At 43.5% G+C, this 13,140-nt stretch carries 8 protein-coding genes and 2 pseudogenes; 4 read left to right on the forward strand and 6 right to left on the reverse strand.

What is annotated here, in order from left to right; translation table 11 throughout:
• From F6K37_RS06995 to F6K37_RS07005, 3 genes and pseudogenes are all read right to left on the reverse strand, one after another.
• Positions 1 to 896 (reverse strand): annotated as a pseudogene (locus F6K37_RS06995) (peptidase domain-containing ABC transporter); the annotation flags it as partial.
• Positions 897 to 1,088: 192 nt separating this feature from the next.
• Positions 1,089 to 1,451, reverse strand: a pseudogene (locus F6K37_RS07000) (ABC transporter transmembrane domain-containing protein); the annotation flags it as partial.
• A gap of 345 nt (positions 1,452 to 1,796) precedes the next feature.
• Complete coding sequence (locus tag F6K37_RS07005) at positions 1,797 to 1,937, reverse strand: hypothetical protein (RefSeq protein WP_154659743.1); 141 nt, start codon at positions 1,935 to 1,937, stop codon at positions 1,797 to 1,799.
• 524 nt (positions 1,938 to 2,461) lie between these two features.
• On the opposite strand from F6K37_RS07005, the gene F6K37_RS07010 reads away from it, so the two are divergent.
• Positions 2,462 to 2,656 carry a hypothetical protein gene (locus tag F6K37_RS07010; protein ID WP_287249141.1) on the forward strand — a complete coding sequence of 65 codons (195 nt, stop codon included), beginning with the start codon at positions 2,462 to 2,464 and terminating at the stop codon, positions 2,654 to 2,656.
• A 283-nt stretch (positions 2,657 to 2,939) separates the two neighbouring features.
• Here the strand turns inward: F6K37_RS07010 and F6K37_RS07015 are convergent, their stop codons facing one another.
• Positions 2,940 to 5,705 (reverse strand): FG-GAP-like repeat-containing protein, encoded by a 2,766-nt coding sequence (locus tag F6K37_RS07015; RefSeq protein WP_287249143.1) that lies wholly within the window; start codon positions 5,703 to 5,705, stop codon positions 2,940 to 2,942.
• Between the two features lie 734 nt (positions 5,706 to 6,439).
• Here F6K37_RS07015 and cbiQ point away from each other — a divergent pair.
• Positions 6,440 to 7,357 (forward strand): cobalt ECF transporter T component CbiQ, encoded by a 918-nt coding sequence (cbiQ, locus tag F6K37_RS07020; RefSeq protein WP_008182118.1) that lies wholly within the window; start codon positions 6,440 to 6,442, stop codon positions 7,355 to 7,357.
• 196 nt (positions 7,358 to 7,553) lie between these two features.
• On the forward strand, positions 7,554 to 8,453 hold the full coding sequence (locus F6K37_RS07025; RefSeq protein WP_008182120.1) for an energy-coupling factor ABC transporter ATP-binding protein: 900 nt from the start codon (positions 7,554 to 7,556) through the stop codon (positions 8,451 to 8,453).
• Between the two features lie 104 nt (positions 8,454 to 8,557).
• Here F6K37_RS07025 and F6K37_RS07030 read toward each other — a convergent pair whose 3' ends face one another.
• Both F6K37_RS07030 and plsX read right to left on the reverse strand, forming a co-directional pair.
• Positions 8,558 to 9,556 (reverse strand): beta-ketoacyl-ACP synthase III, encoded by a 999-nt coding sequence (locus F6K37_RS07030; protein ID WP_008182122.1) that lies wholly within the window; start codon positions 9,554 to 9,556, stop codon positions 8,558 to 8,560.
• 413 nt (positions 9,557 to 9,969) lie between these two features.
• Positions 9,970 to 11,019, reverse strand: a complete 1,050-nt coding sequence (gene plsX, locus F6K37_RS07035) for a phosphate acyltransferase PlsX (protein WP_071986850.1) — start codon at positions 11,017 to 11,019, stop codon at positions 9,970 to 9,972.
• Between the two features lie 508 nt (positions 11,020 to 11,527).
• On the opposite strand from plsX, the gene F6K37_RS07040 reads away from it, so the two are divergent.
• A complete protein-coding gene (locus F6K37_RS07040; protein ID WP_287249148.1) occupies positions 11,528 to 12,859 on the forward strand; it encodes a D-alanyl-D-alanine carboxypeptidase in 1,332 nt (443 codons plus the stop codon).
• Positions 12,860 to 13,140 lie beyond the last annotated feature (281 nt).

Here is a 13,140-nt window from a genome sequence, read left to right on the forward strand (position 1 = left end):
CCTCCCCCTTCTCCTATCTGGGTTTCATACCCCATAGGTAAATTTTTAATAAACTCATCAGCACCTGCTAATCGTGCTGCTTCTATAATCTCTTCTAAACTAGCGGCAGGATGACCTAAGCTAATATTTTCCCGAATGGTTCCACCAAACAAAAACGTATCTTGGTCTACTACTCCCACTTGCGATCGCAAAGACCCTAAGGACAGACTGGTAATATCAAGGCCATCAATCAATACTTTCCCATCTGTGGGTGGATACAATCCCAACACTAATTTAGAAATCGTCGTTTTCCCTGAACCACTGCGTCCCACTAGGGCTACCATTTGTCCTGGTTTCACTTCAAAGGAAAGATTTTCCAGTACATTTAAATCACTCTCTGGGTGATAGCGAAAGGTAACGTTATCAAAGGCAATGTGACCCTGAATTGATGGTAACGATTGACGGGCTTGATTCAGTAAATCCTCCTCTGGTTCGGCATCCAACACATCATTAATCCGTTCCATAGCAATTACTACTTCCTGGAATTGATTCCATAACACGGTTAACCGCTGGAAGGGAGTAATAATATTTCCTAGCAGCATATTGAAGGCCACTAATTGTCCAATGGTTAACTGATTCTGAATCACTAACCACGCTCCATACCACAGCAGGCTTGTGGTTACTACGGCTTCAATAGCATTACTGAAAATTTGCAGCCGATTGCTGATAACTTGCCCATCAAAACTTGTCTTAATTTCCTTATTTAATAACTCCTCCCAATGCCAACGTACTGTTTGTTCTACTGCTGTGGATTTAACGGTACTTACACCGGAAAGCGCTTCAATTAGATAACTATTTTCCTTAGCCATCGATTGAAATATTTCCCGGGAAATCCTACGTAAAAACGGAGTCGCAATCGTAAGCATTCAGCTATCAGCCGTCAGCCGTCAGCTAATTAACTAATCAAGGGGAGATAGTAAACAAGCTTACGAACGAGTATGGCTGGTTGACATCCCTGCTCGTTTTACTGATCCGACCCAGTGCAATTAAAGCGCCTACTCGCTGATAGCTGATAGCTGATAGCTGACGGCTGAATGCTTACTCGCAATCAACGCTAGCAATAAGAATGGCGGCACAATCACTAAGGCCAATAATGCCATTTTCCAGCTGTACCAAACCATCAATCCTACATAGATAAATACCGTTAGTAAATCCAGCAGAATTGATAGCGCCTCACCGGTAAGGAACTGCTCAATCTTGCGGTTTTCCTGAACCCGTGATATGATGTCACCAACATAGCGGGACTCGAAAAACGAGAGAGGCAACCGCAGTGTATGGCGAATAAATCCTACAATCAGTGCTGCATCTACTTTATTAGCCGTATGGTCTAGTAGATATTGCCGCAACCCCATCATTGCCACTCGAAACAGGCTAAATATCAGCAGCCCTAACCCCACCGCCATTAAGGTAAGTCGGATCGTAGACTTTTTTGTAGCAGTTTGCGCTGAAACGCTGTTAAATATTTACCTGTACTAGTACATGCACCCTCAAGATCAGGTTTCGACTGATGTCCTGACATATCTGTAACTAAAAAGTCTTTAACTCATTGTTTTGATGATCGAGGGTGGATGTTGGCTTTTATGTTGGTTTTAATAGTCAAATTTACTTAGTATTGTGGACTTTTTGGATGATTTTGGGCAATTTTTGGATGATTTTGTCAATTTTTTGGATGATTTTTATCGAATTTTAGATTTTGGTCGAATTTTATAGTGTTTGTGTAAAGTTTGATTTAATTTTTGGATGAAGATAATCAGGCACTAGGGATTAAGTACTTTTAGGGAGAAGTGAGAGTAATGGAGGAAGTGGGGGGAGTGGGGGGATGAGGAGTCAGAACAATAGTAATGGGGCAAGGTGTAGGGAATAAGAATGCGATCGCACCGGTCCTGCCTACTTTTCAAATCCCTTGTCACCCCTTCAGCCCTATCCTTTTAACTCTAGTACTGATTCTGATTCCACCCAAGATAAATCTTGGGTGGAATTGTTTTATGACGTTTGCTCAGGTCTAGCTTTCAAGGGAGCAACGCAGAAGCAAAAAAAGTATAACTAATTTAATTTTAGTTATAAAAACCTAGAGATTTCGTCAAGTTTACGTAATAGTTGTCCTGACTTGACCCACTAGTAGGGGTATTTTTAAAATTGACCAAGACACAACTGAATTCCTTTTGTCACTTTTTTCCTTGATTACCCCCTTGAAATCCTGGAATAAATCCCAGATTATAGTCATGGTATAAGGCAATAAAACCTCTAAATAACCTAGTATATATATTACAATCAACCAAGATATAACTGAATTATTTTTGTCACTTTTTTAATTGATTAACCCCTTGAAATCCTGGAATAAATTCGAGATGATAGTCATGGAATGAGGCAATAAAACCTCTAATCCTAAACAAGACAACTTGACTGAATATAAAATTTGCGAATGGCTAACATTACAATCTCTGACCTCGCTATTTCACCTGTTTCTGAAAGCTTAATGACTGAACTTGATGAGCAGAATATCAACGGGATTATCGGCGGAAGAACAGTAACAACAACTGTCGCTCCAAATGGTGAAGTTAAGGTTGTTGTTAAAGAGTGCTCAGCATCAAGATTAGCAGCCTCATCAATAGCATAACTATGATAATTTCAATCCAGTAAACCATCGATAACTATTATCAATGGTTAGGATGAAAATCTCAGCTCTATATTCGGCTGAACTAGAGGAAAATTATCTGTTAACTTAAGTATCAGCCGAAGAAATTTATGCTATGCTGGGAGACGCTGCTGAAGAGGTGTTTTACCCACTAAATACCTAATTAGGTATCAAATAATCCTCTGGTATCTATCAGAGGATTATTTGATTAATTCAGCTACTTCTCCATAGACACTACCGAACTAGGTTAGTGTTTAAACAGTGTTTAAGCAATGTTTAACCAACTAGTAGCAAAGAAATTATTGTTATTATTCCAAAGTTCAACTATATCAGACTTATTATCACCATTTAAATCGGTAACTAAGTAATCAGTATCATTTCGAAAGTCCCCTACTTGTGTATTACTGCCCAGGCTAAATCCTCCGCTACCATTACTAATCCAAGTGGCAGCAAAGAAATTATTGTTATCATTCCAAACCTCGATTAGATCAGAGTCACCATCCCCATTTACGTCAGCGACTAAGTAATCAGTATCATCTCGAAATTCTCCTACTTGTGTATTACTGCCCAGGCTAAATCCACCGCTACCATTACTAATCCAAGTGGCAGCAAAGAAATTATTGTTATTATTCCAAACCTCGATTAGATCAGAGTCACCATCCCCATTTACGTCAGCGACTAAGTAATCAGTATCATCTCGAAAGTCTCCTACTTGTGTATTACTGCCCAGGCTAAATCCACCGCTACCATTACTAATCCAAGTGGCAGCAAAGAAATTATTGTTATTATTCCAAACCTCGATTAGATCAGAGTCACCATCCCCATTTACATCAGCGACTAAGTAGTCAGTATCGTTTCGAAAGTCCCCTACTTCTGTATTACTGCCCAGGCTAAATCCACCGCTACCATTACTAATCCAAGTCGCCGCAAAAAACTTATTGTTATTATTCCAAAGTTCAACGAGATCAGAGTCACCATCCCCATTTACATCAGCGACTAAGTAGTCAGTATCGTTTCGAAAGTCCCCTACTTCTGTATTACTGCCGAGGTTAAATCCTCCGCTACCATTACTAATCCAAGTCGCCGCAAAGAACTTATTGTTATTATTCCAAAGTTCAACGAGATCAGATTCACCATCCCCATTTACATCAGCGACTAAGTAGTCAGTATCGTTTCGAAAGTCCCCTACTGCTGTATTATTGCCGAGGTTAAATCCTCCGCTACCATTACTAATCCAAGTGGCAGCAAAAAACTTATTGTTATTATTCCAAAGTTCAACGAGATCAGATTCACCATCCCCATTTACATCAGCGACTAAGTAGTCAGTATCGTTTCGAAAGTCCCCTACTTGAGTTGTTGAACCTAGAGCAAACATGGAAGAGGAGGTAGTGTTGAGCAATACTGAGACGTTGTTGGAGCCAGAGTTGGCCGTCGCAATGTCTGGTTTACCATCGCCGTTGAAATCCCCTACGGTGATGGAAGAGGGATTACTGCCCACATCAAACTGACCAGAAGGGGTAAAGCCTCCTGCACCATTCCCTAATAGCAGTGAGACTTGATCATCACTTGCTGCAGCAATGTCCAAGTTGCCATCACTATTGAAATCCCCCACGGCGACTTCAGAACCTCCACCCGTTGTAAATGGCATGGGAGAACCAAAGCTACCATTTCCATTCCCCAACAACACTGCGATTTCGTTCTCAGCACCAGAACCACTTCCTATCACTAAGTCCAGATTGCCATCTTTGTTGAAGTCTCCCACAGCATCAGGAGCAGCAAAAGACACACCTGTTGGAATCGATATACTAGGCTGAAAGGTTGTTGTCCCGTTCCCTAACAGCAGCGAGACTTCGTTACTGCCACTTCCTGTCACTATATCCAGGTTACCATCGTTGTTGAAGTCCCCCACAGAGGTAGAAAATCCACTAACCCCGGTTGTAACGTCGTTAGTAAATGGAAAGCTCCCCGTCCCATTTCCGAACAACACCGAGACTATACCTGGTGAGGAAAATCTTCCTACGGCTATATCCAAATTTTGATCGCGGTTGAAGTCCCCCACGGCCACGGATAGAGGAATATCCCCTTCGTTGACTTGGGTGGCAGAACCAAAGGTGCCATTGCCATTTCCTAGCAAGACTGAGACCGTGTTATCCGTAGAGGATGTAAAAGGAGTACCAAAGTCTGCGGTCACCAAATCCAGGTTACCATCTTTGTTGAAGTCTCCCACAGCAATGTCAACGGGCAAATTTCCTACGGCAAAGTTCCCACTTAAGCTATAGCTTCCTGCGCCATTATTTAACAGCACCGAGACGTTATCAGAGTCTGAGTTAGCTGTTACCAAATCCAAATCACCATCACCATCAAAGTCTCCGGTGGCAATAGCAGCAGGACTAGTTCCTACTGGAAAGTTGTTAGCGTTGCTAAAGGACACAGCAAAAACTCCTTGATATACCTGCATCAATTCTGGCAAAAATGCTGAATCTACACCAATCTGACCCGTACAACATTCTAGATTCCAATCACCACCCAAGGCAGCATTACCCGTGCGGTTCGCAGAAGCCGCAATGTCAGTACCAGTTATTTGGTGTAGTCGTTCCAAAAATTCTGTACCAGCATCTCCACCAGCAACATTGCAGCCGTAGAGGAGAATAGGAGTGGCTGAATCAGTCGTTGACCAAGTTTTTAATTGAGGGAGGTAATGGTTTAAAGTATCTAGACTAAGTTGGCTATTCCCTAAATACAAACACCCCGGTGAACCGTGAGAAACGATGTGAATAGCAGAAATATCAGTGCGTCCTTGCAGAGCCTTGGTAATTTGTGCCACGCCATCCTGTGTAGATTCCAGGACAATTACGTCACTTTCCGGTACCGTACCATTAACTAAACTCTGATAATCATCAACCCCTGAGTCAATAAAGATAATAGTCCTAGAGATTTTGGAGTCACCTATTAAAGGGTTGTGTTGATCAGTTACGTAAAAGTTTAAGGACTTATCGAGATCGTTGCTGCTTACATCTTTGGTGGTTAGCATTCTATAATCCTGATTTGGAATTTTAGATTGACTATAAGGCGTTGTATTTATGCGAGATGATTTAATCCGGAACACCTCTCACTTGGTTAATCAATCCAAAAACCTAATTTTTCTACAGTTTTATATAAACTTTTGTAACTATTTTGATAAACTTTTGTAACTTATAAAAAACTATATAACTAACTGAATATTGGAGGCTCTAATTACACTATATATAATTTAATTATTACACCTCTTGCATAAGTCTCATAAACCGTGGGTGTTGACAAGGCATGCATGCATGCATGCTAGAGGCAAAAGGGATAGATTTTGATTTCATATTTATTTGTGTATAGTTAAAAAAGAAAGGCTAAACGTGTTTAAGACAAAAGCACAGCACTTTGATGATATAGTGCTTGCTCATATCCTCGTGATCACTTGTGGACTAATCTAATTTGGGCGAATCTCATGTGCCGATCTGAGCTGATGGGAATATGGGGGCATGGGGGCATGGGAAGAGGTATTGACGTTTTTCCCCCAATACACTGTATGAGTGAATTTAAATTCTGATTAGCTTAGGGATTGATCCTAACTGAGTCATAGGTCATGGAGAAAATATGAAGGATGAAGGGTGAAGTATCAAGTATGAAGTATCAAGTATGAAGTATCAAGGGTGAAGTGGAGCGATAGAATCTATGGCTCCTATGTTGATTAGACCCAATTAGCAATCACCAATAACAATCATAAATGACTAAATGAAACATGGACTTGATGCCTACGCTCACTTGGACTCCCCCATCCACAGTTGGGAACCTCGTGCTAAGCTAATTGCCCTATTAACCCTAATTTTCGCGTTTTCCTTTGTACAGCATTTGATAGTGCTACCACCGATGGTGGCTCTGACCCTAATTTTTTATCGAGTCTCTCGCCTGCCACTGTCCTTTCTGTTGAATCGGTTGCGCTATCCGGGATTTTTTCTGTTAGGGATTACACTGCTACTCCCCTTCACAGTAGGCACTACCGTGATCATCCACCTTGGTCCAATCGCTCTGCGACAGGAAGGACTGCTAACCCTAGTGCTGATTGCCACCCGTTTCCTATGTATTCTCACCATTAGTGTGATTTTATTTGGCACCGCACCCTTTTTGACCAACATCAAAGCTATGCGATCGCTTGGTCTGCCATCACTGCTAGCGGATATGACTCTGTTGTCTTACCGCTATATTGAGCAATTTAGTAACGACCTAGCTAAAATGAAGCGGGCAATGCAGCTGCGAGGTTTTCGTGCCAAAGGACCAAAGCTTTCATGGCAGGAATTTGGAGGTCACCCAGTTGCTTCGCTACTGGAATCCTTCGCCCGTACTTACCGTAACCTGAGACTTTTAGCTTCCCTAACCGGAACACTTTTGGTGCGCAGTTACCAGCAATCCCAGCAAGTCTATAAAGCGATGATTTTACGAGGGTATAGTAACACCTCTCAATTTATGGTTTCTGAAAGTTCTGGTGTGACAAGAGAGACTAGAACACAGAGCTTTTCATTACCCCTTCCTAGGGGAAAGCGTATGGGGTCTAGTACAAACACTGCTAGTTTCCACCACTACATTGCTTTGGGACTGACTAGCTTGATTTCAGTAGGATTTGTGATCGCCGAAATTCTGTTAACAGAAGCATGATCGAAGGGAATTAAGACTAATCAATGATAACTAATTAATGGTAATCAAATCAAGGTAATATTGATTCCGGTTAACGACTTATAAGTTTAGGGTTTGGGTTGGGGTTTTGTTAATTTAAATTAAATAAAATTAATAATTAAATTAACACTTAACACAATTCCCTCACCCCGACTATAAGTGATTAGCCGTAATTAATATGGCTGCTGAATTTATCCTAGCCTACACCGAACGCTATCAGGCGAAACGACTTCATTCTTGGCCTTTCGGCCACGCTACGCGAACAGACTTCATCCTTCAGACTTTTACCGTGACCCAGCAACAACAAGAATTTTTTTACCGAGAAGATTACATTGAACCCTATCAGTCACCTACTTCCTTACACTACGCCCTTGCCATTGATAGTCTGTATTTTTCTTACCCAGACCAACCGGATAGTTTACGCAATATCAATCTCACCATTAAGCCAGGAGAACGGGTGGGTTTAATTGGTCCGAATGGTGCTGGTAAAACTACCCTATTTCTGACCATCTGTGGCATTTTAAAACCAACTAGGGCAAGAGTGATGCTGTTATTTGGCAAACCTGTGGTAGCGGGTGAGTTTCGCCCAGAAATTGGTCTGGTGTTTCAGAATCCCGATGACCAGTTATTTTCCCCTTCGGTCTGGGATGACGTAGCCTTTGGACCAGAGAATATGGGGTTACCAACGGTTGAGGTTGAACAGCGAGTTCAAGAAGCCCTATCCCTGACGGGTGTGGAACACTTAGCGGCTCGAGTTCCCCACAACCTGTCTGGGGGTCAGAAGTGTATGGTAGCGATCGCAGGGGTTTTAGCCATGGGTCCATCCCTAGTGCTTTACGATGAACCCAGTGCGAATCTTGACCTTCGTTCCCGGCGTCGCTTGATTAGCTTTTTGAAAGGGTCCCAGGAGACAATACTGATTTCCTCCCATGACCTAGAACTGATTTTAGAAGTATGCGATCGCGTTTTGCTACTTGACGAAGGGCAAATTATTGCTGACGGTCCTCCTCAACAGGTGATGGCTAATCAGGAGCTGATGGAGGCTCATGGTTTGGAAAAGCCTCACTCTATAGTTTAAGTTATCAGTAATCAGTGAAAAGTTAGTCGTTGGCGGTTGACTGTTGATTGTTAACCGTCAAGAATGATTAACTTGGTCAGCAGGATGGTGCTGGAGTAATTCAATTACCTTCCCCACTTAAAAACCGCTGCTCCCCAAGTCAATCCTGCACCAAAGCCGGAGGTAGCTATAATATCTCCTGATTTAATTTTCTCAAGCCGCACTGCTTCATCCAACACTATAGGTATAGAAGCCGCTGACGTATTACCATATTGAGCGAGATTACTTAGAACCTTGTGCTTAGGAATCTTCAGACGTTGGGCAACTGCATCCAGAATCCGCTGATTAGCTTGATGCAAGACCAGCCAATCCACCTGTTCAGTGCTGAGATCGGCTCGGAATAATGCTTTTTCAATCACTTCTGGTACCTTTTGCACTGCAAAGCGATAAACCTCTTTGCCACTCATGGTAATGGGCTGATAAGTCCCTTTACCAACAGTCAAACCCTTGACAATTTCCTGCTGTTGTGATTTATAGGCTAACTGAAGACAGCTATTTTGGGTACCATCACTACACAGTGCAAATCCCAGTAAGCGATCGGATTGATTTCCCTGCAAAACTACAGCCCCAGCACCATCTCCAAATAGTACACAAGTACTTCGGTCTGACCAATCCACCCACCTTGAGAGAATATCGGCACCAATTAGTAAGACATTTTGGTAAACGCCAGTGCGGATAAATTGGGACGCTGTAGCCAGTCCAAAGACGAACCCTGAGCAGGCTGCGGTTATATCAAAGGCAACTGCTTTTGATGCTCCCAGGAGTGCCTGAACTTGATTAGCACTGCCAAACAGATCATCCGGGGTTGAGGTGGCTAGGATAATCATATCTAGGTCATCAGGAGCAATTCCAGCCATAGCGATCGCATTCCTTGCTGCCCCAGTAGCCATCTCACTTAGACTCCCTTGTGCATGCACCAGATGCCTTTGCCGAATTCCGGTACGGGTGGTAATCCACTCATCCGATGTATCAACCATTTGGCTTAGTTGATGGTTATCGAGGGTAACCTCTGACGCTGCGGAACCGCTTCCGGTAATAGCAATGCCTGTTCCTAGTTGATTCAAGGCTATTCTCCATCAGTTGCATCCCATGTTTTTCTCTTCCCAAGTTCGCTGCTTAGGGAGAAGGCGGAAAGACTGGTGATTGGTCAATCTTGCCATCAATGCCACACTCAACTATAGCACACAAGCCTTAAACAACTATGTTGTGAGGCTTGTGGGACGCTCAAGCTAACAATCTGCCATTATCACGGAACCCTCTTGTAATTACCGTTATCGATCGCCACCCTAATACGGTGGGCAATTCCGCTAAGGAATTCTAACACGAGACTTGATCAGCTAGTCAAAGTTTAGTCCCCATGCTTGACACTCTTAAGGTTAACGGTTAACCATAAACTTTCAACCGCCAACGGTCAACCGTCAACAAAAAAACAGTTGCGCTAATGGTAGCCTTGAAATGCTGATCAGTCGATCATGCCTTACTCCTCACTGCTGGAATTAGTAGCCACTGATTTCTTAGACTTTTTGAAGTGATTAGCTTTAATCCGCTCTAGTACTCGGTGATCAATGGCTTCTTGAGCCAACCGAATGGCGTTAAAAATCGATGGGGCTTGGGAGCTACCGTGACTAATAATACAAATTCCTGCCACCCCCAAGAGTAGAGCACCGCCATGTTCGGCATGATCCATACGCTGCTTAATCCGCTTCAAGTTGGGTTTTAACAACGCTGTACCTAGCTGACCTTGTATCCCTTGAGGCAGTTCTTCTCGGATAATTTGCAGCATCACCTCCCCTACTGCTTCGGCAAACTTGAGCAGTATATTGCCCACAAAGCCATCGCACACAATTACATCAAACTGACCTGAGAGTACATCTCTACCCTCAGCATTGCCAATAAAGTTTATTCTGGAATTCTTTCGTAGCAGTTGATGAGTGCGGATGGCCAAATCATTGCCTTTACACTCTTCCTCACCAATGTTTAGCAGACCCACCTTAGGCTCTTCCATGCCCAAGACATACTTGCTATATACTGACCCCATGATGGCAAACTGCTCTAGATATTTAGGGCGACAATCCACAATTGCCCCCACGTCCATTATAATCACTGGCTTGCCAGCCATGATGGTAGGAAACACTGCGCCAATTGCGGGACGGTCAATCCCTGGCAGACGCCCTAAGCGCAATAGAGCCGCTGCCATGGCTGCCCCAGAGTGCCCAGCACAGACTACAGCGTCAGCACGTCCTTCCTTGACTAAGTCCATGGCTACGTTAATAGAAGCGTTGGGCTTACGCTTCAAGCTCACCAAGGGTTCTTCACCCATGGCAACGACACCATCAGCAGCTACAATTTCTATCTGACTTGATCCGTGGTGTTGGGCAATAGAGGATCTGATTTGCTCAGGATCCCCTACCAACAATACCTCTACCCCTAACTCAGCTTGTGCTCTAATAGCTCCAGCAACTATTTCATGGGGGGCATAATCCCCGCCCATAGCGTCTATTGCGATTCGTGCGCCAGTCGATGCCATTGCTCAAAGTTTATAGAAACCTTCCACATCTTACCAGAACCATTACCTGGAATAGTAAACAATGTGATCTGTTTAACTTGAGATTTGGGACCCGAAAGACTTGCATGGTGACATGTTCTCAACAGAACTGTTCAGATACATTTAACCCGGTAATTCCGCCCCATAGCCGGAATCCGTGTATAGCACGTCAATTAACAATTGACGAGGAGGTATCTGTGTTGGCTTTGCCTGAAAATCCCAAAAGCGCTTTTGCTTACAGCCAATGCATTTACTACAGAACAACTTAACTGTTGTTTGATACAACAATTGCTCTTAGCTCGATTATTGCTTAGGTCGTCTTGATCAGCAGACTCCCAAATCTCAAGCTTCTGTGGCTGTTAAGACAATTATACCAGATAAACCCTACGACAAACCGGAAACTTCCTGAGAATCATTGATTAGGACTTAACAGTAGCAGCATTCAGTATCTAAAATAGAGCAGCCTCAAGAAACAAATGTGGTGTAGTGAATGCTAAAACAACTTGCTGCTGGGATGCTGGCCGGTGCGTTTGTCGTTATATCTGTGAAACTTTGGAGAATTCTGCAACCGATCAACCTTGATCAAGCTCAACTGATGGCTTGGCGGGATACCTCCTTGTTTAGCTTGCCAGCTGAACCAGACCCGTCTGCTGAAGCGATTGTGGCTGAATTCATAGAAAAATGGCGTGTTCAAGGTTCAGCAGTTAAGCAAGGAGTATGGATTCAATCGGGACTGACTAGACTGGCGACCCACCGGGGAAATGTTCCAATACCCGCAGCTTCAATCACGAAAATTGCCACTAGTCTAGCGGCATTACAGCAATGGGGACCAGCTCATCAATTTGAAACTAGAGTCAGTGCCACCGGAATAGTTAAAGATGGGGTATTGCAGGGAGATTTGGTAATTACTGGTGGTAGCGACCCGTTTTTTGTGTGGGAAGAAGCGATCGCATTGGGTAATAGTCTAAATCAACTGGGAATCCGCCGGGTCACTGGGAATTTAGTCATCATTGGCAATTTCACTATGAATGATAAAGACAACCCAGAAATTGCTGGTGGGCATCTCTTGCAAGCTTTAAAATCCAGCAGCTGGTCTTGGCAGATTCTCCGCCAATATCAAGCCATGCCCAAAGGAACCGAGAAACCCCAATTAGAAATTGCTGGTAATGTAGTCGTATCTGATACTCCCATTCCGAAGCAAGAATATCTGTTACTCCACAAGTCTTTGCCCCTGGTAGATATTCTTAGAGAGATGAACATCTACAGTAACAACGACGTATCTCAGATGTTGTCTCAAGCCATTGGCGGTGCTCAGACAACCGCTCGGTTGGCGGCTAGGTCAGCTGGTGTACCCGGTAGCGAAATTCAGTTGATTAATGGCTCTGGTTTAGGTATGGAGAATCGAATTTCCCCCCGTGCTGCTTGTGCTATGCTCATGGCTATTGAGCGCTTTTTACAGCCTTACCAGCTTAATCTTAGGGATGTCTTCCCCCTAGCTGGACGGGATACTAAGGGGACCATGCTCGACCGTAACATTCCCCCAGGGGCTGTGATTAAAACCGGAACTCTCAGAGAAGTTAGTGCTCTAGCTGGTTTTCTCCCAACACGCGATCGCGGTTTAGTGTGGTTTGCCATCATTAATGGTGGCAACGATATCCTAGAATTTCGGGCAAAACAGGATCAGCTACTGCAACGCCTGTCTGTCGAGTGGGGTGCCCTTACCCAAAAGAGTAGCAATCAAACCCATAAACCATTGATCATTGGTGATCCCAAGCGTATTGAAAAAATCAGCAGTACCGTGCTGATTGAAAATCAAAAATAGCAAATAGATATCGAGTTGGCTTGAAATTTTGTTGACGGTTGAAGGTTGACGGTTGACCGTTGACGGTCAACCTTCAACAGTTAAGTTCAAGGGTTGAGCAACGGCTCCAAAGCCAGTCTCAGCAATAAATTAATTTAGCTGTCCGGCAAAATTCATCCCACACCTAATGCGTAGCATTAGGTGTGGGATGAATTTTGCACAGGGTATTATAAAATTGCTATAATATATGTACTGATAAACAAAGCCGTTCGCGTAGCGTGGCCTACGGCCTTAAATGCTGG

Source organism: Moorena sp. SIO4E2 (assembly GCF_010671945.1).
Taxonomy (GTDB): domain Bacteria; phylum Cyanobacteriota; class Cyanobacteriia; order Cyanobacteriales; family Coleofasciculaceae; genus Moorena; species Moorena producens.

Coding starts and splice junctions, on each gene's coding strand:
- F6K37_RS07010 (WP_287249141.1), top strand. CDS start 2,462: ATGGCTAACATTACAATCTCTGACCTCGCTATTTCACCTGTTTCTGAA.
- F6K37_RS07015 (WP_287249143.1), bottom strand. CDS start 5,705: ATGCTAACCACCAAAGATGTAAGCAGCAACGATCTCGATAAGTCCTTA.
- cbiQ (WP_008182118.1), top strand. CDS start 6,440: ATGAAACATGGACTTGATGCCTACGCTCACTTGGACTCCCCCATCCAC.
- F6K37_RS07025 (WP_008182120.1), top strand. CDS start 7,554: ATGGCTGCTGAATTTATCCTAGCCTACACCGAACGCTATCAGGCGAAA.
- plsX (WP_071986850.1), bottom strand. CDS start 11,019: ATGGCATCGACTGGCGCACGAATCGCAATAGACGCTATGGGCGGGGAT.
- F6K37_RS07040 (WP_287249148.1), top strand. CDS start 11,528: ATGCTAAAACAACTTGCTGCTGGGATGCTGGCCGGTGCGTTTGTCGTT.